A 20,399-nucleotide genomic window follows, 5' to 3' on the forward strand; every position below is an offset into this window, starting at 1 on the left:
GCGGGCGGGGGGGGGGGGGGTTTTGGTTGTGGCTGAGTTTTTGTTTTTCCTTTAATCTCTGTGTGGGGGTCTCCGATAATGTTTTGGGGGGGGGCGAGCCGGCATTCCCCCCCCCCCCCCGCCGTGACCAGGGAAGACATGACTCGGCGCCGCCACCGGACCGTCCGGATGGTGGCGGCGCCGAGCGGGGGGCGCGGTGCGGCGGGGTCAGGCCGTCGCGGCGAGCGGGGTGCCGACGGCCTTCTCCAGGTGGACGAAGCTCAGCCGGCTGTTGACCTGTTCGACCCGGGTCTGACGGTAGCCCTGGCGGGCGTACAGGCGCAGGTTGCCGAGGCTGCGGTGGCCGGTGAACAGGCGGTAGGCGGACACCGGGCCGTCCTCGGCGAGCCGGCGCTCCAGCGCGTCCAGCAGGCGGCCGCCCAGGCCGTGGCGCTGCATCCGCGGGTGGACGACCAGACGCCCTATCCGGCCGACGCCGTCGGCGTCGATCCGGCCGCGGACGGTGCCGACCACCTCGCCGCCCAGCCGGGCGACCAGGAAGTGCTGCTCGGTCAGTTCGGCGCGCAGGCTCTCCAGGCTCTGTGTCAGGGGCTCGATCGCCCAGTCGCCGTACAGCTCGGCCTCGGGCTGGTACCCGAGGTACTGGAGCTTGAGGATCTGCTCCGCGTCCTCGGCCGCCGCGGCCGAGATGATCACGCTCATGCCCATGTGGAGGGGCCTCCCCAGTCGTCGTGCCCTGCGCGCAGAGGGTGGCGCGCTCACGCTCAGTATCCGAGTGATCGCGGCACCGTCAAGAGCTGCGTTCGCCAGCGCTCTACCCGGGTGTCAGCTCCCCTCAACCTTCGCGGGGCCGGACGTGGCGAGGGTCACGCCCGCTTCCGGGGGGCGGCGCGGATGCCCGGAGGGCCCCGGGGCGCCTCACGGATAACGCTCCGCTCGGAGCAACGTGCGCAGGCAGGCGAGGCAGCGGGAGCGCGTGGGACCGATGGAGCCGCGGGGCATGCCGAGGCGCTCGGAGAGCTCGCGGTAGGTCGGCGGCGGGTCCTCGGCGAGGGCGGCGATCAGTTGCGGACAGCGGCCGGGCAGGGCGGCCACGGTCTCGCGGACCACGCGGCGGCGGCGTTCGGCGAGGTAGACGTCCTCGGCGGAGGGGACGGGGGGAAGGGTGGTGCACACACCGTGCATGACGCACCGGGGCGGGGCCGGTTACGCCCGGGCCGTGGCGCGGACGCCGGAGGGGCGCGCCGGTCGGACCGCCGCGCCCCTCCTCCCGACGGCGGCCGGTCAGCCCCGGGCCCACTCCTGCTGCCGCGCCAGGTCCGCCTTCACCTCGGCGAGCTGGACCGCGACCGCGGAGGGGGCGGTGCCGCCGCGCCCGTCGCGGGAGGCGATGGCGCCGTGCACGCTGAGCACCGAGCGCACCTGCGGCGTCAGGTGCTCGGAGATCGCGGCGAACTGCTCGTCCGTCAGGTCGGACAGCTCGATGCCCTCGGCCTCGCAGACCTTGACGCAGGCGCCGGCCACCTCGTGCGCGACCCGGAACGGCACGCCCTGCTTGACCAGCCACTCGGCGATGTCGGTGGCGAGCGAGAAACCGGCCGGGGCGAGCTCCTCCAGCCGCTCCCGGTGCACGGTGAGGGTGGCCATCATCCCGGTGAACGCGGGCAGCAGCACCTCCAGCGTGTCGCAGGAGTCGAAGACCGGCTCCTTGTCCTCCTGGAGGTCCCGGTTGTAGGCGAGCGGCAGCGCCTTGAGGGTGGCCAGCAGGCCGGTCAGGTTGCCGATCAGGCGGCCGGACTTGCCGCGGGCGAGCTCGGCGATGTCCGGGTTCTTCTTCTGCGGCATGATCGAGGAGCCGGTGGAGAAGGCGTCGTGCAGCGTGATGAAGCCGAACTCCTTGGTGTTCCAGATGATCACCTCCTCCGCGATCCGGGAGAGGTTGATCCCGATCATCGCGGTCACGAAGGCGAACTCGGCGACGAAGTCGCGCGAGGCCGTGCCGTCGATCGAGTTGCCGACCGAGCCGCCCTCGAAGCCGAGGTCGGCGGCGACGGCCTGCGGGTCGAGGCCGAGCGAGGAGCCGGCCAGCGCCCCGGAGCCGTACGGCGAGACGGCGGTGCGGGCGTCCCACTGGCGCAGCCGCTCGGCGTCCCGGCCGAGGGCCTGCACGTGCGCGAGGACGTGGTGGGCGAAGAGCACCGGCTGGGCGTGCTGGAGGTGGGTGCGGCCCGGCATGGCGGTGTCCGGGTGCGCCTCGGCGAGGCCGACCAGGGCCTCCTGGAGGTCGAGCAGCAGGCCACCGATGGTCTTGGCGTGGTCCCGCAGGTACATCCGGAACAGGGTGGCGATCTGGTCGTTGCGCGAGCGCCCGGCCCGCAGCTTGCCGCCGAGCTCGGCGCCGAGGCGCTCCAGCAGGCCGCGCTCCAGGGCGGTGTGGACGTCCTCGTCGGCGACGGTGCCCGTGAAGGTGCCCGCCTCGACGTCGGCGAGCAGCCGGTCGAGGCCGGCCAGCATGGCGGACAGCTCGTCGTCGGACAGCAGCCCGGCCTTGTGCAGGACCCGGGCGTGGGCCTTGGAGCCGGCGATGTCGTACGGCGCGAGCCGCCAGTCGAAGTGGACCGAGGCGGACAGCCTGGCCAGCGCCTCGGACGGGCCGTCGGCGAAGCGCGCGCCCCAGAGGCGGACGTCGGAGGACTGCTGGGCGGTCATCGCGTGGCTCCTTCATGCATGTACAGCGGACAGCATAAGTATGCACGATGGCGTATGGAACACAAAACCCCGGCCGCATGGATCCGTCGGCCGGGGTCGTGGGGTTTCCGGGCGCTACTGCGCCTTCGCCTGGGCGAGTTGCATGAGGTGGTCGGCGAGCGCCTGGCCGCCGGCCGGGTCGCGGCTGATCAGCAGCACCGTGTCGTCGCCGGCGATGGTGCCGATGATCTCGAACACCTCGGCCTGGTCGATCGCCGAGGCGAGGAACTGGGCGGCGCCCGGCGGGGTGCGCAGCACGACCAGGTTGCCGGAGGCCGTCGCGGAGACCATCAGCTCGCCGGCCAGCCGGGCCATCCGGCCCTCGCTGGCCGACTCCCCCATCGGTGCGCGCGGCGTGCGGTCGCCGCCCTCGGCCGGGACGGCGTAGATCAGCGCGCCGTCCCGGTTGCGGATCTTGACCGCGCCCAGCTCGTCCAGGTCCCGGGAGAGGGTGGCCTGGGTGACCACGAGTCCGTCGTCGGCGAGCAGCTTGGCGAGCTGGCTCTGCGAACGCACGGGCTGGCGGGTGAGCAGGTCCACGATCCGCCGGTGGCGCGCGGTGCGGGTCTGCGGGACCTGCGGCGTCGGGCCGGCGGCGGACGGGCCGGAATGGGAAGCGGTCATGTGATTATTCTCCCGGACGACGGTCAACTCGCATCGGCCGGGGCGTTCTCGCGCACCGTCCGGAGGATGCCCGGCAGGGCCGCGAGGAAGGCGTCCGCCTCCTGCTCGGTCAGGACGAGCGGCGGAGCCAGCCGTACGGCGTCCGGGACGGCCGCGTTGACGAGGAAGCCGGCCTGCTGCGCGACGGCCTGGACCTGCGCCGAGACCGGAGCGGTGAGCACGATGCCGAGCAGCAGGCCGGCGCCGCGCACGTGCGAGACCAGCGGGTCGCCGATCGCCTCGACGCCGTGCCGCAGCCGTTCGCCGAGCTTGCGGACGTGCTCCAGCAGGCCCTCGGACTCGATGGTGTCCAGCACCGCGAGCCCGGCCGCGGCGGCCACCGGATTGCCGCCGAAGGTGGTGCCGTGCTGGCCCGGGGTGAGCAGCTCGGCGGCCGGCCCGAAGGCGAGGACGGCGCCCATCGGCAGCCCCCCGCCGAGCGCCTTGGCCAGGGTGACGACGTCCGGCTCGACGCCCTCGAAGGCCTGGTGCGCGTACCAGTGGCCGGTGCGGCCCACGCCGGTCTGGATCTCGTCCAGGACCAGCAGGGTGCCGGTGGCCCGGGTGATCTCGCGCGCCGCCTTCAGGTAGCCGTCCGGGAGCGGGACGGCGCCGTTCTCGCCCTGGATCGGCTCCAGGAAGACCGCGGCGGTCTCGGTGGTGACGGCCGCGCGCAGCGCCTCGACGTCACCGAACGGGACGTGGGTGACGTCGCCGGGCAGCGGGCGGAACGGGTCCTGCTTGGCGGGCTGGCCGGTGAGCGCGAGGGCGCCCATGGTCCGGCCGTGGAAGGCGCCCTGGAGGGCGACCAGGTGGGTGCGGCCGGTGCGCCGGCTGATCTTGAACGCGGCCTCGTTGGCCTCGGCCCCGGAGTTGCAGAAGAACACCCGGCCGCCCGCCCGGCCGTCCAGCTCCAGCAGGCGCTCGGCGAGGGCGATGGTGGGCTCGGCCATGAAGAGGTTGGAGACGTGGCCCAGGGTGGCGATCTGCCTGCCGACCGCCTCGACGACGGCCGGGTGGGCGGTGCCGAGGGCGTTGACGGCGATGCCGCCGAGCAGGTCGGTGTACTCCTTGCCGTCGGCGTCCCAGAGCTTGCTGCCCTCGCCGCGCACCAGCGGGATCCGCGGGGTGCCGTAGTTGTCGGTGAAGCTGTGCTGCCACCGCTCGGCGAGCTGCTCGTTGTGCGTCATGCCAGTCCCCCGGTCACGGTCGGTTCGTCGTCCGGCACGACCATCGTGCCGATGCCCTCGTCGGTGAAGATCTCCAGCAGCAGGCTGTGCGGCACCCGGCCGTCCAGGACGCGGGCGGTGCCGACGCCGGAGCGGACGGCGCGCAGGCAGCCCTCCATCTTGGGGAGCATGCCGCTGGCCAGGCCGGGCAGCAGTCCGTCCAGCTCGCTCGCGTTGAGCTGGCTGATCACGTCGTCGGAGTTCGGCCAGTCCTTGTAGAGGCCCTCGACGTCGGTGAGGATGACGAGCATCTCGGCGCCGAGCGCGACCGCCAGGGCGGCGGCGGCGGTGTCGGCGTTGATGTTGTAGACGTGGCCGTCGGCGCCCCGGGCGATCGAGGAGACGACCGGGATCCGGCCGTCGGCGATCAGCGCCTTCACCGCGCCGGCCTCGATGTTGACGATGTCGCCGACCAGGCCGATGTCCACCTGCTCGCCGTCCACCACGGCGTAGCGCTTGACCGCCGTCATGGTGTGCGCGTCCTCGCCGGTCATGCCGACGGCGAACGGGCCGTGCTCGTTCAGCAGGCCGACCAGCTCGCGCTGCACCTGGCCGGCCAGGACCATCCGGACCACGTCCATGGTCTCGGGGGTGGTGACCCGCAGGCCGTTGGTGAAGCTGGACTCCAGGCCGAGCCTGTCCAACTGGGCGCTGATCTGCGGGCCGCCGCCGTGCACCACGACGGGGTGGAGTCCGGCGTAGCGCAGGAAGACGACGTCCTGGGCGAACGCGGCCTTCAGCTCGTCGTCGACCATGGCGTTGCCGCCGAACTTGATCACGACGGTCTTGCCGTGGAAGCGCTCCAGCCACGGCAGCGCCTCGATCAGCGTCATGGCCTTGGGCAACGCGGTGTTGTTGCGGGCCTGTTCGCCCTTGGGTGCGATCTGCACGGGATTCCCTCGTCGATGGGGTCCCCCGGGCCGGAGGCCGGGGGAGGACGTCGCGGCTCGGTGCTGCCGCGGCTCGGTGGTGCCGCGGGTCAGGATGTCGCGGACGAAGTGACGTGGATCAGGTCGAGTAGGCGCTGTTCTCGTGAACGTAGTCAGCGGTGAGGTCGTTGGTCCACACCGAGGCGCTCGCGGGGCCGGCGTTGAGGTCCGCCGTGATGACGACCTCGCGGCCCGTCATGTCCACCAGGTCGCGGTCCTCGCCGACGCCGCCGTCCTTGCAGACCCAGACGCCGTTGATGGCGACGTCCAGCTCGTTCGGGTCGAACGCGGCGGAGGTGGTGCCGATCGCGGCCAGCACCCGGCCCCAGTTGGGGTCCTCGCCGTGGATGGCGCACTTGAGCAGGTTGTTGCGGCTGATCGTCCGGGCGACCTCGACCGCCTCGTCCTCGGTGGCGGCGCCGGTGACGTCGATCCGGATGTCCTTGCCGGCGCCCTCGGCGTCGCCGATCAGCTGGCGGGCCAGGTCGGCGCTGACCGTGCGGACGGCCTCGGCGAACTCGGCCCCGTCCGGGGTGACACCGGAGGCGCCGGAGGCGAGCAGCAGCACGGTGTCGTTGGTGGACATGCAGCCGTCGGAGTCGATCCGGTCGAAGGTGGTGCGGGTGGCGCCGCGCAGGGCGGCGTCCAGGCCGGCACTGTCGACGGCGGCGTCGGTGGTGAGCACGACCAGCATGGTGGCGAGGCTCGGCGCGAGCATGCCCGCGCCCTTGGCCATGCCGCCGACCGTCCAACCGGCCGGGCTGGTGACCTGGGCGGTCTTGTGCACGGTGTCGGTGGTCTTGATGGCGATCGCGGCGGCCTCGCCGCCGGTCTCGCTGAGCTCGCCGACGGCCTGGGTCACGCCCGGCAGCAGGATGTCCATCGGCAGCCGGACGCCGATCAGGCCGGTGGACGCGACGGCGACCTCGCCCGCGTTGAGCTTCAGCTCCTCGGCGACCTTCTCCGCGGTGGCGTGGGTGTCCTGGAAGCCGAGCGGGCCGGTACAGGCGTTGGCGCCACCAGAGTTGAGGACGACGGCGGACACCACGCCGCCCTTGAGGACCTGCTCGGACCAGAGCACCGGCGCGGCCTTGACCCGGTTCGCGGTGAAGACGCCGGCCGCGGCGAGCGACGGGCCGTCGTTGACCACCAGGGCGAGGTCGGGGGTGCCGGAGGCCTTGATGCCGGCCGTCACACCGGCGGCGCGGAAGCCCTTGGCCGCCGTCACGCCCACGTTGGTGGCAGTGCTCACGGTGCGACTCCGTTCACGGGAAGGCCCAGCTCCTCGGGAAGGCCGAGGGCGATGTTCATGCTCTGCACCGCGCCGCCCGCGGTGCCCTTGACCAGGTTGTCGATCGCGCTGATCGCGATGATCCGCCCGGCGGTGGCGTCCAGGGCGACCTGGACCAGGGCGGTGTTGGCGCCGTAGACGCTGCTGGTCTGCGGCCACTGCCCCTCGGGCAGCAGGTGGACGAAGGCCTCGTCCGCGAACGCCTCGGTGTAGGCCGCGCGCAGGCTCTCGGCGGTCACGCCGGGCTTCGCCTTGGCGGAGCAGGTGGCGAGGATGCCGCGCGGCATCGGGACGAGGGTGGGGGTGAAGGAGACGGTGACCGGCTCGCCCGCGAGCGGGGTGAGGTTCTGGGCCATCTCGGGGGTGTGCCGGTGCACGCCGCCGACGCCGTACGGGCTGACGCTGCCCATCACCTCGCTGCCCAGCAGGTGCGGCTTGGCGGCCTTGCCCGCGCCGGAGGTGCCGGAGGCGGCGACCACCACGGCCTCCGGCTCGGCCAGCCCGGCCGCGTACGCGGGGAACAGCGCGAGCGAGACGGCCGTCGGGTAGCAGCCGGGCACGGCGATCCGGTTGCTGCCCTTCAACGCGGCGCGGTGGCCGGGGAGTTCGGGCAGGCCGTAGGGCCAGGTGCCGGCGTGCGCGGAGCCGTAGAACTGCTCCCAGTCGGCGGCGGCCTTGAGCCGGAAGTCGGCGCCGCAGTCCACCACCAGGACGTTCTGGCCGAGGGCCTCGGCGACGGCGGCGGACTGGCCGTGCGGCAGCGCCAGGAACACCACGTCGTGATCGGCCAGCACCTCGGGGGTGGTGGGTTCGAGGACGCGGTCGGCGAGCGGGATCAGGTGCGGCTGCAGCGCGCCCAGCCTGGTGCCCGCGTTCGAGCCGCCGGTGAGCGCCCCGATCTCCACCTCCGGGTGGCCCAGCAGCAGGCGCAGCACCTCGCCGCCCGCGTACCCGCTCGCGCCGGCGACGGCGACTCGCAATGCCATGGCGTTCCTCCTTAGTCTTGGCATGAATATACGCGTGACGGAAAATTCATGCAAGGAGTATGTGCCGGAGCCCCGCCCGGACACGGTCGGGGCGGGGCGGGGCGGGACGGCTCAACGTTTGACGGCGACGGATCGGCGCTCGACGGCGCTGGATCAGCGCTTGACCGCCCGCAGCACCACGAACTTGGGGTTGCCGGCCACGAGCCGGCAGTTGCCGAAGAGGCGGCGCAGCTTGACGTGGTAGCCGAGGTGGCGGTTGCCGACCACCCAGAGCTCACCGCCGGGCCGCAGCGCCCGCTTGGCGCCGGTGAACATCCGCCACGCGGTGGCGTCGGTGGTGGCCTGGTGGGAGTGGAACGGCGGGTTGTTGAGCACCAGGTCCACCGAGCCGGGGGCGACCGCGTCCGTCGCGAGCGCGTCGGCCGTGAGGAACTCGGCCGGGGCGTCCGGGCCCAGGTTGGTGCGGAAGGTCTCCTCGGCGGAGGCCACCGCCTGGTGCGACTCGTCCACGAAGAGCAGTTGCGCGCCCGGCCCGGCGAGGGCCGCGGCCGTGCCGACCACGCCGTTGCCGCAGCCGAGGTCCACCACCCGGGCGCCCGGGGCGGGGGTGGGCAGGTGGGCGAGGAAGAAGCGGGTGCCGATGTCGAGGCGCTCGGCGCAGAAGGTGCCGGCGTGGTTGACCACCGTACGGCCGGCGGCGGGGCCGATGTCCGACGGCAGCGCGTAGCGGTGCGGCCACGGGTTCGGGCCGGGGTCCAGCGCCGGGTCCGGGGTGCAGAGGATCAGCCGGGCCTTGCGGACGGCGAGCGAGGTGCGGGTCGGGCCGAGGATCCGCTCGAAGAGCTGGAGCGTGGAGGTGTGGATCTCGGTGACCATGCCGGCGCCGATCACCACGGTGCCGGGGTGGATCGCGGGGGCGAGCCGGTGCAGTTGGTCCTCCAGCAGCGCCAGGCTCTTGGGGACGCGCACCAGCAGCACGTCGATCCGCTCCGGCGGGGTGTCCCGGGTGGTGAGCAGCCGGTCCTCGTCGACGTCGGCGCCGGCCCGGGCCAGGTTGGCCAGGGTGGCCTGCCGGCCGAGGTGGGAGTCGGAGATCTGGACCGGCCGGAATCCGGCGAGCGCGGTGGTCAGCGCGCCCCAGCGGTCGCCGAGGACGGCGATCCGGCGGTCGGCCAGCTCGGTCGCGGCACCGGCCGCGCTCGCCGCCTCGCCCGCGAGGTGGCGCAGCAGGTACTCGTCGGCGGCGTCCCAGGCCCGGAGCCGCTCGCGCGGGTCCTCGGGGAAGCGGGTGAGGTCGAGGGCGCCCCACGGGGTGGCCAGCAGGGTGGCCGGCGGGGTCGCGGCGGGCGTGGTCTGCGGATTCATCGTGTTCTCAGGCTATCGGACGGGCACCGGGGAACAGTTTTGGATGACGGCCGCCGGACGGATACTGGAAGAGCCCGACCGAGAGGGGTGAGGGCGATGGACTGGAAGCTCGAAGTCGTGGTGGTCCCGGTGTCCGACGTGGACCGCGCGAAGCTCTTCTACGAGGAGCAGGCCGGCTTCACGGTGGACCACGACACCCGCCTGCGGGACGGGGTCCGGGTGGTCCAGCTGACTCCCCCGGGCTCGCCCTGCTCGATCGTGGTGGGCAAGGGGGTGATCGACTCCCCGCCCGGGTCCGTCAAGGGCCTCCAACTGGTGGTCGCGGACATCGAGAAGGCGCACGCCGAACTGCGGGCGCGGGGCGTGGAGGTCAGCCCCGTCCAGCACTTCGTGGCGGGGGCCCGGGTGAACGGGCACGGCGAGGCCTGGAACAACTTCGTGTTCTTCAACGACCCGGACGGGAACGGCTGGGCGGTCCAGGAGGCGCCGCGCGCGGCGTAGCCCGCGGACGGCGGCGCGGACGGCGGCGCGGACGCCCATCCGCCGCACGGACGTCGGGGCGTGCCCCCCGGCCGCGCGGGCCCCGCCTGCACGCCCCCGGCCGCGCGGGCCCGGGAAGGATCCGGACCGCTTGGGTAGGCTCCGAGGATGGCTGAACACGAGGGAAGCGTGCGGGTGGACAGCTGGATCTGGTCGGTCCGGCTGGTCAAGACGCGAGCGCTGGCGGCGGCCGCCTGCCGGGCCGGGCACGTCCGGGTGAACGGGGAGCGGGCCAAGCCGGCCCAGGCGCTGAAGGCCGGGGACGAGGTCCGGGTCCGCGAGGAGAACCACGAGCGGGTCGTGGTGGTGCGCAAGCTGATCCGCAAGCGGGTCGGTGCCGAGGTCGCCGCGGAGTGCCTGGTCGACAACAGCCCGCCGCGGCCGCCGCGCGAGTTCGTCGCGGCGGCCGGGCAGCGGGACCGCGGGGCCGGGCGCCCGACCAAGCGGGAGCGCCGCGAGCTGGACCAGCTGCGCGGGCAGTGAGCCCGGGGCTTGGGCGCCCTACGCGGACACGGGGCGCTACGCGGACACGGCGGACCCGACGGACGTGTCGGTGAGCACCTTGGCGACGAAGGCGTCGAGGTTGCCCACCGTCCGGGCGATCTGGTCCTCCAGCGGCAGTGACTCGTCGGGCCTGGTGACCAGGGCGGACTTCTTCAACCCGCGCACGTACAGCGAGCAGGCGAGGTCGGCGCAGATGTACGTCCCGACCGTGTTGCCCTCGCGCCCGGCCGCGCCGGCCCGGCGGGCGGCGAGCAGCGCGACGCCGGTGCCGGCGTGCGCGGTGATGCACAGCGAGCAGACGTTGGTCTTGGTCAGGCTGCGCCGGACCGTCGGCACCCGCAGCGTCACGCCGACGAGTTCGCCGCCGTGCCGGGCCACCAGGTAGGCGCGGTCGGGGGCGCCCTGGTCCCGCCAGCCGAGGAAGTCCAGGTTCTCCCAGGGCAGTTCGGCCAGGCCCCGGGGCAGGTTGAGCCGACGGGCCTCGCCCTTGGAGCAGTTGACGAAGGACGCGCGGATCTCGTTCTCGCTCAGGGGTTCCATGCCCGGAAGCTAACACCGCGCCGCGGGCGCTGTCGCGTCAATTTCTCCCGGTTCGTACGGGGTGCCCGGCCTGGACGGCGAGCCGCCGCGGGGCGTCCTCGCCGATCCGGGTGAGCAGGTCGTCCAGGGCGAGGAAGGCCTCCCAGCGTTCCCGGCCGCCGGCGGCGGCGAGCCGGTCGACCAGGCGGTCCTCCAGGTCGGGGACGCGCTTGTTCTTCCAGGCCTTGTCGGCCAGGCTGACCAGCAGTTCCTCGACGGTGGTGCCGGGCTCGCCCCACCGCGCGTGGCTGCGGGCGAAGCGGGCGAGCCGCTCGGGGACGCCGCGGGCGATCAACAGGGCGTGGCCGGCGGCCTCGTGCGCGGAGCCGGGCGCGGAGAGCTCCTCGGGGTGGACGGTCTTGCCGATGTCGTGGGTGGCGGCGCCGTACCGGACGGCCTCGCGGTCGAACTCCAGGCCCTCGCGGGCGCAGAAGTCGGCGATCTCCTCGGCGACCTCGTGCACCAGCGCGAGGTGGGCGACCAGTCGGGGCGGCGCCGCGAGGGCCCGTAGCAGGTCGGCGACGTCGGCGGGCAGCGGCGGCAGGGCGGTGGTCACGCCGCAGGCTACCGGGGCGGGTGAGGGGTTGTCAGTGCGGGTGCGTAGGCTGCGGTGACCCGGTCCCGGCGCAGGAGGGAGGCGCCGGGACCGGGCTCGGTCCCGTACGGGTCGGCCGGCGGGGGCTACGGCTTGAAGGCGACGCCCGCGTACGCGGAGACGTCCTGCCAGCCCTCGGGCAGTTCGGTGGTGGGGACGTGGCCGGCGGTGGGGCGCCAGAGCGGGAGCTGGACGAGCCCGGGGCCGGCGAACTCGAAGTCGCCGAAGAAGGGTTCGACACCGGCCCGGGGGCGCAGCACGAGCGGGGCGCTGGCGCTCCGGTAGATCCGGGTGCCCTCGGCTGCGCTCTCGCGGGAGGCGAAGTCGGGGCTGCCGTGCGAGAGGATCAGGGCGCTGCCGGGCGCGAGCGCGTCGCGCAGGGTGCGCACGATCTGCTGCGCGCCGTCCTCGTCGCGGATGAAGTGCAGCACGGCGACCAGCATCAGCGCGACCGGCCGGGAGAGGTCGACGGCGGCGGCCAGCCCGGGGTGGGCGAGGATCGCGGCCGGGTCGCGCAGGTCGGCCTCGATCACCGAGGTGTGCCCGGCGGGGTGGCTCGCGAGCAGGGCGCGGGCGTGGGTGGCGACGATCGGGTCGTTGTCCACGTACACCACGCGGGCGTCCGGGGCGACCCGCTGGGCGGCCTCGCTGGTGGAGCCGACGGCCGGGATGCCGGTGCCGATGTCGACGAACTGGCGGATGCCGCGGCCGGCCGCGAACTCCACCGCGCGGCCGAGGAACTGCCGGTTGGTGCGGGCCAGCAGCGGCAGCGCCGGGTAGGCGGCTATCGCGGCCTGGGCGGCCTTGCGGTCGGCCTCGAAGTTGTCCTTGCCGCCGAGGTAGTAGTCGTACATCCGGGCGGTGTGCGGGACGCCGGTGTCCAGCTCGCTCGGCGGCTGCCAGTCGTCCGCCCTGGCCCAGCCCCAGTCGGTGCCGCCCGCCTGGCCGGTGGCCGTGGTGTCGTCGTGCATCCTGTTCCGCCCCCAATGCGCAATGCCGGAATTGTGCGACCGCCCGTCAACACGCGGTGCGCGGTGATCGTATCCAACGACACACCGTGGAAACAGCGGTAGTTCAGGTTTACGCAACGCCCGTAGACAGAATGTGTGCACGTCAAGACGATGGGGACCGGTCATACCGGATCGCCCGCCCCGGCCGTGCTCTCTATGCTGGCTGCCGATGACTGCCGACCGCCGCACCGTACTGCGCACCGCCGCCAAGCTGGCCGCCCTCTCCGCCGCCGGTGGCCTCCTCACCGCCTGCGGCACCGACGTACCCCGCCGGGCCGACCCCGGGGCGTTGGCCGCACACCCGGGCACCGTCGACCCGCAGCACGTCACCGACCCGGCGTGGAACGGCGGCGAGGGCCCGGCCTCCCCCGCCCCGGCCACCCCGGCGGAGCCCCAGCCCACCGCCGAGGCCACCCCGGCGGCCGCCGCCCAGGCCACCGCCCCGCCGACCCCGCCCCCGCTGCCGCCGCTCGCGCCCGGAACCCCCGTCGAGGTCGTGTACGGGCCGCGCACCGGCAAGAACGTGGCGCTCACCTGCCACGGCAGCGGGGACCCGAAGCTGGCCACCGCGCTGCTGGAGATCGCCGAGCAGCGCGGCGCCAAGCTGACCGTGATGGTCGTCGGCAGCTGGCTCGACCAGCAGCCGCAGATGGCCCGGCGGATCCTGGACGGCGGCCACGAGCTGGGCAACCACACCCAGAACCACCTCAACATCTCCGCCATGACGCCCGACCAGGCCCGCGCCGAGATCGCCCAGTGCGCCGACCGGCTGCAGCGGCTCACCGGCTCGATCGGCCGCTGGTTCCGCCCGTCCGCCGCGCAGTACGCCACCCCGATGGTGCGCGAGCAGGCCAGGGCCGTCGGCTACGAGCACGTGCTGTCCTTCGACGTCGACCCGCGCGACTACAACGACCCCTCGGCCGCCGAGCTGCAGCGCCGGGTGCTGAACTCGGTGCGCGGCGGCTCCGTCGTCGCGCTGCACATGGGCCACCAGTGCACGGTGGACGCGCTGCCGGCCATCCTGGACGGCCTCGCCAAGGCCGGGCTCAAGCCGGTGACCGCCAGCCAGCTCTGCGCCTGAGGGCCCCGGGGCCCGTCAGACCATCGGATCGTCGTCCTTGTACGGGCGCAGCCGCAGGGTGCGGGCGTCCGAGGCGCGGATCGCGTCGGCCCGGCCGACCATCTCCTCCAGGTCGTCCCGCCCGGCGTGGATGAACCGCCCGTGCAGCCCGTCGAAGCGGCCGCGGGCGGCGTCCACGGTGACCGCGACCATGTACGGGATGGAGCCCCAGGTCTTCATGTCCTGGAACATCGGCATCCCGGCGGTCATGTCGGTGGCCACCGCGCCCGGGCTGATGTCCAGAACCACGACGTCGTGCTGCGCGAGCGAGTCCGCCATGTTGTCGGAGAGCTGGAGCAGCGCGCCCTTGGACGTCGCGTACGCGGTGTAGTTGCCGTCCGGGCGCAGCGCGAAGCCGGAGTTGAGGTTGACCACCCGGCCGCTGCGCCGGTCGACCATGCCGGGCAGCACGCAGCGCAGCAGGTTGTAGGGGCCGCGCAGGTTGGTCTCGATCACCTGCCACCACTGGTTGACGTCGGTCTCCCAGATCGGCACCTCGGCGCGGTCGACCAGGCCGGCGTTGTTGACCAGCAGGTCGATCGGGCCGAGGTCGCGCTCGACCAGCCGGACCGCCTCGCGCACCGATCCGGGGCGGGTGACGTCGGCGGTGACGGCGACGCCCCGGGAGCCGCGCTTGACGCACTCCTTGAGGGTGTCGGTCAGCGTCTCGTGCGTGCGGCCGACCAGGCCGACCGCCATCCCCTCGGCGGCCAGGCCGATGGCGATCTCCCGGCCGATGCCCCGGCCGGCGCCGGTGACCAGGGCGACCTGTCCTGCGAGCGATCCCGTCGACACCGTGTGCTCCCTTCCCGCCCCCGGCCCTGTCCGCTGTTCCGCTGTCCGTCCCCGGCCCCCGTCTGCGGCATTCTGTCGGCCACCGGGCGGCGGCGGCCCCGGGCGCACGGGCCGGGACCGCCGCCTCACCCGTTCGGAGGACCCACCCGCGGTGGCACTCCGCCAGGGAGGGGGTGACCTACTGGCCGGTACGGAGTAGTAACGTCGTCGGGGCGGTGACCGGTGCACCCATTCCGGTACACCGACCCGCTGACCAGCAGCTCGCTGGGCCACCAGTCGCTGGGCGACCCCCAGCACCACCGAAGGGCAACTGAGTGAGTGACATCGCGCGCGTCGGAGTAGTCGGCTGCGGTCTGATGGGGTCGGGCATCGCCGAGGTCTTCGCCCGGGCCGGGCTGGACGTCCTGGTGTCGGAGGCCACCGGTGAGGCGCTGGAGCTCGGCCGTACGCGGCTGACCAACTCCCTGGACACGGCGGTCAAGCGCGGCAAGCTGACCCCCGAGCAGCGGGACGAGGCGATGGCCCGGCTGTCCTTCACCGTCGACCTGGCCGACTTCGCCGACCGCGACCTGGTGGTCGAGGCCGTGGCCGAGCGCGAGGACATCAAGGTCCGGATCTTCCAGACCCTGGACCAGGTCATCGTGCGCCGGGACGCGATCCTCGCCTCCAACACCTCCTCGATCCCGATCGTGAAGCTGGCCGCCGCCACCTCCCGCCCGGAGCAGGTGATCGGCCTGCACTTCTTCAACCCGGCGCCGGTGCAGAAGCTGGTCGAGGTCATCCCGACCCTGACCACCTCCGCGGCGACCACCGAGCGCGTCGAGGCCTTCGCCTCCCAGGTGCTCGCCAAGGAGCCGATCCGCGCCCGCGACCGGGCCGGCTTCGTGGTCAACGCGCTGCTGGTGCCGTACCTGCTGTCCGCGGTGCGGATGTTCGAGTCGGGCGTGGCCACCGCCTCCGACATCGACAAGGGCATGGAGGCCGGCTGCGCCCACCCGATGGGCCCGCTGCGGCTGTGCGACCTGATCGGCCTGGACACCATCGTGTCGATCGCCGAGTCGATGTACGACGAGTACAAGGAGCCGCTGTACGCCGCTCCCCCGCTGCTCTCCCGGATGGTCGACGCGGGCCTGCTCGGCCGCAAGTCCGGCCGCGGCTTCTACGACTACACCGCGAGCGCCTGACCCGCGAAGGACACCTCCGCACGAAGGCGGCTCCGGCCGGCGGCGACGCGGCCGGTGCCCCGCCCCGCGGGGCGGGGCACCGGTCCTCGCACTACTTGACGCCGGCCGCCGCGCAGGCGTCCGCGTACTGCGGCGTGCAGATGTCGGCCGCCTTGTAGAGGCCGCCGCCGACCACCGTGGCCTGCACCTTCGCCTTGGTCACCACGATCGGGGTGAGCAGCAGGGACGGGATGTGCAGCCCGCCGCTGTCGGTGATCGAGGTCGCCGTCGAGCTGATGTCCAGGCCCTCGACCAGCTGGACGGCGATCCTGCCGGCCGCGTCCGCCTCGGGCTTGTACGGCTTGTAGATGGTGTAGGCCTGCTCGCCGGTGAGCACCCGGTGCACCGCGTCCATGGACGCGTCCTGACCGCCCACGGGCACGTTCTTGATGCCCGCCGCCTTCAGGGACTCGATGACCGCCGCGGCCATGCCGTCGTTGGCCGCGTAGACGGCCTGGATGCCGTCCTTGCCCAGGCTCTGGATGGCCTCGTTCATCTTCGCCGTGGCCACCTCCGGCTTCCACTCGCCGGACTGCTCGTAGGCGATCTTCTTGACCTTGCCGTCCAGCGCGCGGTGCGCGCCCGCCTTGAACTGGGCCGCGTTGGGGTCGGACTCGGCACCGTTGATCATCACGACATTGGCCGAGGCGGCCTTCGGGCCGAGCGCGTCCAACAGGGTCTGACCCTGGAGTTCACCGGTGCGCCCGTTGTCGAAGGACACGTAGGCGGCGACCTTGCCGGCGGCCAGCCGGTCGTAGGCGACGACCTTCACGCCCTTGGCAGTGGCGGCCTCGACCCATGGCGCGGTGGTCTTGGCGTTGACCGGGTCGAGCAGGATGACCTTGACGCCCTTGGCCAGCATGTCGTCGAACTGGCGCTTCTGGGTGCTCTCGTTCCCGTCCGCGTTGGCGTAGTCGATCGTGCACCTCGGGCAGAGGCTGGTGACCGTCTGCTGGATCAGCGGCCTGTCGAAGGCCTCGTAGCGGGTGGAGGAGGTGTTCTCCGGCAGAAGCAGACCGATGCTCCGTTCGCTCCCGCCGGCCCCCGGCTGCTGCGACGCGACGGTCTGACCGCAGGCCGCGAGGGTGAGTGCGAGCGACACGGCGGCCGTGCCCGCGGCCGCGAGACGCATGGGTCTGTTCATGATCGGTGGTGCCTCCTGTACTGCGCCGCGACGTCGCGGCAGTGCCAGGGAGTCAAGCGTCACCGGACCGATGCGTCAATAAGTGAAGGAGACTTCGCCACCCTCCCGTCCGATTCGTTATGAAGCGAATGATCCGTGCGCATCGCCGCAGGAAGGCTGCCGGACGGCTCCGGAGCGGCGTCGACTCCCGAAGGAAGCGCGAAGCAGAAAGCCGACGGCGGGCGACCCCGAGGAGAGGGGCCGCCCGCCGTCGGGACGGTGACGGCTCAACTGTTGATGGCGTAGCTGTCGCCGTAGACCTTCCACTTCAGCGGCGGGTTGAGGTCGAAGTTCTTGGCGTTGAGGAAGACCGTCTGCTCGGTGTCCACCCGGCTGGTGTCGGAGTGGGCCTCCTCCTTCTTCATGACGACCTTGCGGGCGTCCAGGAAGGCCTTGATGTAGGCGGCCTCGTCGCCGCCCTGGGCGGGGGTCTTGGCCTTCTTCATGGCGGCGGCGCGGATGCCGCCGAAGCTGTCCGAGCTGTTGCCCGGGCCGTGCATGACGATGGCGTCGTAGTAGGCGAACTGGCCGAGCCCGCGCAGGCCGTCGGCCTTGGCCTGCTTGACGGCGGGGTTGAAGTAGACCCGGTCGCGCTCGTCGTTCTGGGCCTGCTGGAAGACGGTGTCCTTGGCGGCGGTGGCCCAGTCGCGCTCGAAGGCGGAGCCGAGGCCGGCGTGCGAGTCGGTGCCGTTGACCTTCTTCAGCGCGGGCAGGTACTTCGCCAGGACGTTGCCGGGCTTGAGGTCGGTGTAGTGCTCGACCAGCTCCAGCATGTCACCGGTGCCGGAGCAGAAGCCGATGATGCCGGCGGTGTAGCCCCGCCCGTCCTTGATGTCCTCGATGTACTTGTACTGGGCCTTCCAGTCCAGCGACGAGTTCTCCGCGCTGGACACCAGCTGCATGGCGATGTCCTTCTTGTGCGGGTCGTCCAGCCCGACGCCCTTGAGCTGGACGGCCGGGGCCGGGGCGGCCTGGGCCGCCGAGGTGGCCGCGACGGTGAGGGGCGCGGCCACCAGGGCGGCGGCGAGGGCTATGCGGAGGGCACGACGGGGCTGAGGGCGCATGGGACGCTCCGATTCCTCGATGGGTTAGGAAACTTTCCTAACGAGGAGTAGGAAACGCTGTCCGCCCGTACTCCGCAAGGGTTTTGACGGAAACTCTTCAAGCCCTCCACGGCCCCGCAGGTCAGACCGCCCGGCGCCGGACCCACCAGACCGCCGCCGCGCCCAGGACGACGGCGAGCAGGGCCGTCCAGCCGAACTCGACGAACTGGAAGGACCAGTAGCGGCCGTCCGGCTGGTAGGACTCGTGCAGCGAGTAGCCGCCCTCGCCCAACAGCTTCTCCGCCCCGTAGTAGTCGCCGCCCAGGTCGTACAACCGGTTGAGGTCGAGCCGGCTCCCCGCCGGGTCGGTGGCCCAGAGGCCGCCCTCCCAGCGATGGTCGAGCGAGCCCTGGGCGAGCGTGTGCACGGTGTCCTCAAGTGGCGTCCGGTAGTGGAACCGCAGCGACTCGGCCACCAGGTTGGTCACCACCGAGGCCCCCACGCCAATCCCCACCGCCACGACCGTCCGCCGCAGCACCGCCCCGGCGAGCGCGGACAGCGTGAAGACCAGCAGCACCCGGCCGACCAGCGCGGGCGGAGCACTGCTGAACGCCAGCGGGGTGAACCGGCCCGCATGCGTCGCCAGCGGCGCGATCCACCAGTTGAGCACCGCGGCCGTCAGGGCCGTCGCCACGGCCAGCACGCCGCCGACGAGCACCAGCCCGCCGGCCGTCCACCGGGTGCGCCCCGCCCCCTGGGTCCAGGCGAACCGAACCGTGCCGTGCTCGAACTCGCGGGCCAGCAGCGGAGCTCCCACGAACGCCCCGAGGGCGCCACCCAGGAAGTAGACGAGGTTCCCACCGACCGTCAGCGCGGGGCCGTACCCGTGCAGGAACACCTTCCAGCGCTCGTTGCAGCTACGCAGCGCCATGTCGCACCCGGCCGCACCGGACCGGTCGAGTCCGGCATGGACGTAGTACCCGGTGACGGCCAGCACGAGGAGCAGCCCGGCGAGGACACCCAGCAGGGTCCGCAGCGCCGGCCGGTGGCGCAGCCCGGCGGCCCGCAGGACGGCGGAGCGGGGCGGGGCGAGGGTCAGGGAACTCACGACAGCAGGGCCTTCTCGCTCGGACGGACGGCCCCGCGCGGGCCGGGAAGGGCGGAGGCGGTCGGCTCGCGCAGGTAGGCGAGCACCAACTCCTCCAGGCCGACGCGCTGTTGGCGCCAGCCGGCGGAGACCGGGGCGTCCACGCCGCCGGTGCGCACCAGCAGGTGGGACTGCGCGTCGGCGCGGCGGTCGCGGACCACCGGCAGCTGCTCGGCGATCCGGTCCGCCTCGGCGGTCGGGCCGGTGAGCATCCGGTGGCCGCCCAGGAGGTCGTCGACCTCCCCCGCCACCTGGACCCGGCCGCCGCCGAGCACCACCAGGTAGTCGCAGCTCTGCTGCAGCTCGTTGACGGCGTGCGAGGAGAACACCACCGAGAGGCCGTCCTCGGCCACCGCGGTCAGCAGCACGGCCATGAAGTCGTGCCGGGCGAGCGGGTCGAGTGCGGCCAACGGCTCGTCCAGGAGCAGGAGTTCGGGGCGCTTGGCGAGCGCCAGGGCGAGCGAGACCTGGGCCTGCTGGCCGCCGGAGAGCCGGCCGTACCTGCGGTCCAGCGGGATGCCGAGGCCCTCCAGGTGGGTGCGTGCCCGGGCGTCGTCCCAGCGGCGGTTGAGGTGGCGGCCCATCGCGAGCAGGTCCCGTACGGGCAGGCCCGGGTAGAGCGCGGCGTTCTGGGCGACGAAGCCGATCCGGTCCAGGGCCCTCGGTGAGCCGGGGAGTTGGTCGCCGAGGACGGTCATCGCGCCCTCGCTCGGCAGGGTCAGGCCGGCGGCGAGGCCGAGCAGTGTGGTCTTGCCGGCGCCGTTCGGGCCGACCAGCGCCACCACGTGCCCGGCGGGGACGGCGAGATTGCAGTCCCGCAGGGCCCAGGAGCGGCGGTAGCGCTTGCCGATCCCGCCGCAGTCGATCACGGTGTCCCCCGTCATCACGCCACCACCCCGTCGCGCCCCTCACGCAGGTCGCGCAGCGCGTCCTCGAACACGGCGACCATCCCCTCGTCGTCCAGCCCGGCGGTCCGCGCCGAGCGCATCCAGTCCAGCAACCCCCGCCGCAGCGCGGCCCGTTCGCGCAGCGGCACCACCCCGGCGGGCAGCCCCCGCACGAAGGTGCCCTGGCCCCGGCGGCCGGCCGCGAGACCGCGGTGCTCCAGCTCGCGGTACGCCTTGAGCACGGTGTTCGGGTTGATCGCCAGCCCGGCCACCACCTCGCGCACCCGGGGCAGCCGGTCCCCCTCGGTCAACCAGCCCATCCGCAGCGCCTGTTCGACCTGCTGCACGAGCTGCAGGTAGGTCGGGACGCCGGAGGCCGGGTCCAGGCGGAACTCGATGGGAGAGGGCCGGTCATCGCCTTTATCTACTTCCATAGGTAAAGAGATAAACGACAGCCTGACACCGCGTCAAGCCGGAGCGCGGTCGAAGCGGTCGAAGCGGTCGAAGCGGTCGAATCCGGGCAACACGAAGGGCCCCGCCCCGGACCGGGTGGTCCGGGGGC

The 20,399-nt window shown here is 73.0% G+C and carries 22 protein-coding genes; 4 read left to right on the forward strand and 18 right to left on the reverse strand.

The annotated features are described in order from the left end of the window. Window positions 1–207 precede the first annotated feature (207 nt). The 9 genes from ABT048_RS25235 to ABT048_RS25275 all read right to left on the reverse strand — a co-directional run bounded on the left by ABT048_RS25235 (window position 208) and on the right by ABT048_RS25275 (window position 9,211). On the reverse strand, window positions 208–708 hold the full coding sequence (locus tag ABT048_RS25235) for a GNAT family N-acetyltransferase (RefSeq protein WP_350523764.1): 501 nt from the start codon (window positions 706–708) through the stop codon (window positions 208–210). 210 nt (window positions 709–918) lie between these two features. After that, window positions 919–1,176, reverse strand: coding sequence for a winged helix-turn-helix domain-containing protein (locus ABT048_RS25240; RefSeq protein ID WP_350523765.1), 258 nt, complete (start codon window positions 1,174–1,176; stop codon window positions 919–921). Window positions 1,177–1,284: 108 nt separating this feature from the next. Next, window positions 1,285–2,709: an argininosuccinate lyase gene (gene argH / locus ABT048_RS25245; RefSeq protein WP_350523766.1), complete on the reverse strand. Its 1,425-nt coding sequence runs from the start codon at window positions 2,707–2,709 to the stop codon at window positions 1,285–1,287. A gap of 114 nt (window positions 2,710–2,823) precedes the next feature. Next, a complete protein-coding gene (locus ABT048_RS25250) occupies window positions 2,824–3,372 on the reverse strand; it encodes an arginine repressor (RefSeq protein ID WP_049652068.1) in 549 nt (182 codons plus the stop codon). Window positions 3,373–3,395: 23 nt separating this feature from the next. Beyond that, window positions 3,396–4,601 carry an acetylornithine transaminase gene (locus ABT048_RS25255; RefSeq protein ID WP_350523767.1) on the reverse strand — a complete coding sequence of 402 codons (1,206 nt, stop codon included), beginning with the start codon at window positions 4,599–4,601 and terminating at the stop codon, window positions 3,396–3,398. Then, entirely contained in the window at window positions 4,598–5,473 is an 876-nt protein-coding gene (gene argB, locus ABT048_RS25260; RefSeq protein ID WP_350523875.1) for an acetylglutamate kinase, read from the reverse strand. The genes ABT048_RS25255 and argB overlap by 4 nt, the downstream gene beginning before the upstream one ends. Window positions 5,474–5,648: 175 nt before the next feature. Next, on the reverse strand, window positions 5,649–6,803 hold the full coding sequence (gene argJ / locus ABT048_RS25265) for a bifunctional glutamate N-acetyltransferase/amino-acid acetyltransferase ArgJ (protein WP_350523876.1): 1,155 nt from the start codon (window positions 6,801–6,803) through the stop codon (window positions 5,649–5,651). Window positions 6,804–6,817: 14 nt separating this feature from the next. Beyond that, window positions 6,818–7,846, reverse strand: coding sequence for an N-acetyl-gamma-glutamyl-phosphate reductase (gene argC, locus ABT048_RS25270; protein WP_350523768.1), 1,029 nt, complete (start codon window positions 7,844–7,846; stop codon window positions 6,818–6,820). A gap of 153 nt (window positions 7,847–7,999) precedes the next feature. Beyond that, on the reverse strand, window positions 8,000–9,211 hold the full coding sequence (locus ABT048_RS25275) for a methyltransferase (protein ID WP_402800529.1): 1,212 nt from the start codon (window positions 9,209–9,211) through the stop codon (window positions 8,000–8,002). A gap of 96 nt (window positions 9,212–9,307) precedes the next feature. Here ABT048_RS25275 and ABT048_RS25280 point away from each other — a divergent pair, with 96 nt between their 5' ends. Continuing rightward, window positions 9,308–9,712 (forward strand): VOC family protein, encoded by a 405-nt coding sequence (locus tag ABT048_RS25280; RefSeq protein ID WP_350523769.1) that lies wholly within the window; start codon window positions 9,308–9,310, stop codon window positions 9,710–9,712. Window positions 9,713–9,859: 147 nt separating this feature from the next. Beyond that, a complete protein-coding gene (locus ABT048_RS25285; protein WP_350523770.1) occupies window positions 9,860–10,234 on the forward strand; it encodes an RNA-binding S4 domain-containing protein in 375 nt (124 codons plus the stop codon). Window positions 10,235–10,270: 36 nt separating this feature from the next. Here ABT048_RS25285 and ABT048_RS25290 read toward each other — a convergent pair whose 3' ends face one another. From ABT048_RS25290 to ABT048_RS25300, 3 genes are all read right to left on the reverse strand, one after another. After that, window positions 10,271–10,795: an FBP domain-containing protein gene (locus ABT048_RS25290; protein ID WP_350523771.1), complete on the reverse strand. Its 525-nt coding sequence runs from the start codon at window positions 10,793–10,795 to the stop codon at window positions 10,271–10,273. Window positions 10,796–10,832: 37 nt separating this feature from the next. After that, the gene (locus ABT048_RS25295; RefSeq protein ID WP_350523772.1) at window positions 10,833–11,390 is read right to left on the reverse strand and encodes an HDIG domain-containing metalloprotein; all 558 of its coding nucleotides are present in this window, start codon (window positions 11,388–11,390) and stop codon (window positions 10,833–10,835) included. Between the two features lie 125 nt (window positions 11,391–11,515). Next, a complete protein-coding gene (locus ABT048_RS25300; RefSeq protein WP_350523773.1) occupies window positions 11,516–12,400 on the reverse strand; it encodes an SAM-dependent methyltransferase in 885 nt (294 codons plus the stop codon). Between the two features lie 208 nt (window positions 12,401–12,608). On the opposite strand from ABT048_RS25300, the gene ABT048_RS25305 reads away from it, so the two are divergent. Beyond that, complete coding sequence (locus tag ABT048_RS25305; protein ID WP_350523774.1) at window positions 12,609–13,520, forward strand: polysaccharide deacetylase family protein; 912 nt, start codon at window positions 12,609–12,611, stop codon at window positions 13,518–13,520. Between the two features lie 15 nt (window positions 13,521–13,535). Here the strand turns inward: ABT048_RS25305 and ABT048_RS25310 are convergent, their stop codons facing one another. Then, the gene (locus ABT048_RS25310; protein ID WP_350523775.1) at window positions 13,536–14,354 is read right to left on the reverse strand and encodes an SDR family NAD(P)-dependent oxidoreductase; all 819 of its coding nucleotides are present in this window, start codon (window positions 14,352–14,354) and stop codon (window positions 13,536–13,538) included. A gap of 314 nt (window positions 14,355–14,668) precedes the next feature. Here ABT048_RS25310 and ABT048_RS25315 point away from each other — a divergent pair, with 314 nt between their 5' ends. After that, the gene (locus ABT048_RS25315; protein WP_350523776.1) at window positions 14,669–15,538 is read left to right on the forward strand and encodes a 3-hydroxybutyryl-CoA dehydrogenase; all 870 of its coding nucleotides are present in this window, start codon (window positions 14,669–14,671) and stop codon (window positions 15,536–15,538) included. Window positions 15,539–15,629: 91 nt separating this feature from the next. On the opposite strand, the gene ABT048_RS25320 is transcribed toward ABT048_RS25315, so the two are convergent. The 5 genes from ABT048_RS25320 to ABT048_RS25340 all read right to left on the reverse strand — a co-directional run bounded on the left by ABT048_RS25320 (window position 15,630) and on the right by ABT048_RS25340 (window position 20,271). Continuing rightward, window positions 15,630–16,721 carry a sugar ABC transporter substrate-binding protein gene (locus tag ABT048_RS25320; RefSeq protein ID WP_350523777.1) on the reverse strand — a complete coding sequence of 364 codons (1,092 nt, stop codon included), beginning with the start codon at window positions 16,719–16,721 and terminating at the stop codon, window positions 15,630–15,632. Window positions 16,722–16,987: 266 nt separating this feature from the next. Then, window positions 16,988–17,824, reverse strand: a complete 837-nt coding sequence (locus ABT048_RS25325; RefSeq protein ID WP_350523778.1) for a chitosanase — start codon at window positions 17,822–17,824, stop codon at window positions 16,988–16,990. A gap of 121 nt (window positions 17,825–17,945) precedes the next feature. Continuing rightward, window positions 17,946–18,911 carry an ABC-2 membrane transporter-related protein gene (locus tag ABT048_RS25330; RefSeq protein ID WP_350523779.1) on the reverse strand — a complete coding sequence of 322 codons (966 nt, stop codon included), beginning with the start codon at window positions 18,909–18,911 and terminating at the stop codon, window positions 17,946–17,948. Beyond that, on the reverse strand, window positions 18,908–19,834 hold the full coding sequence (locus ABT048_RS25335; protein ID WP_350523780.1) for an ATP-binding cassette domain-containing protein: 927 nt from the start codon (window positions 19,832–19,834) through the stop codon (window positions 18,908–18,910). The genes ABT048_RS25330 and ABT048_RS25335 overlap by 4 nt, the downstream gene beginning before the upstream one ends. Next, a complete protein-coding gene (locus ABT048_RS25340; protein ID WP_350523781.1) occupies window positions 19,834–20,271 on the reverse strand; it encodes a GntR family transcriptional regulator in 438 nt (145 codons plus the stop codon). Before ABT048_RS25340 ends, ABT048_RS25335 begins: the two co-directional genes overlap by 1 nt. Window positions 20,272–20,399 lie beyond the last annotated feature (128 nt).

Source organism: Kitasatospora sp. NPDC096140 (genome assembly GCF_040303045.1).
In the GTDB taxonomy this organism is placed as follows: Bacteria; Actinomycetota; Actinomycetes; order Streptomycetales; family Streptomycetaceae; genus Kitasatospora.